This window comes from Streptococcus sp. HMSC067A03, assembly GCF_001814295.1.
GTDB classification, from domain to species: domain Bacteria; phylum Bacillota; class Bacilli; order Lactobacillales; family Streptococcaceae; genus Streptococcus; species Streptococcus constellatus.
In genome coordinates this window covers 1-212 of record NZ_KV815670.1, presented here as the reverse complement: position 1 = coordinate 212, position 212 = coordinate 1, and the positions used below count along the sequence as shown (strand labels likewise).

The 212-nt window shown below is 49.1% G+C and carries 1 tRNA gene; it reads right to left on the bottom strand.

The features are described from left to right. Position 1: 1 nt before the first annotated feature. Positions 2-74: transfer RNA gene (locus tag HMPREF2963_RS06635), tRNA-Val, on the bottom strand. Between the last annotated feature and the right edge of the window lie 138 nt (positions 75-212).

The following is a 212-nucleotide window of genomic DNA, read 5'->3' as shown; positions in this document are numbered from 1 at the left end:
ATGGGAGTTAACGGGATCGAACCGCTGACCCTCTGCTTGTAAGGCAGATGCTCTCCCAGCTGAGCTAAACTCCCTTGGAATGGAGTTTAGCTCAGCCAACGGTGAGAAACTTCGTTTCTCTTATCCACCGATTGAAATGTCGATTCCCTCTCCATTTCAACTAAGCTAAACTCCCCTTTGCTAAGCGACTACCTTATCTCACAGGGGGCAAC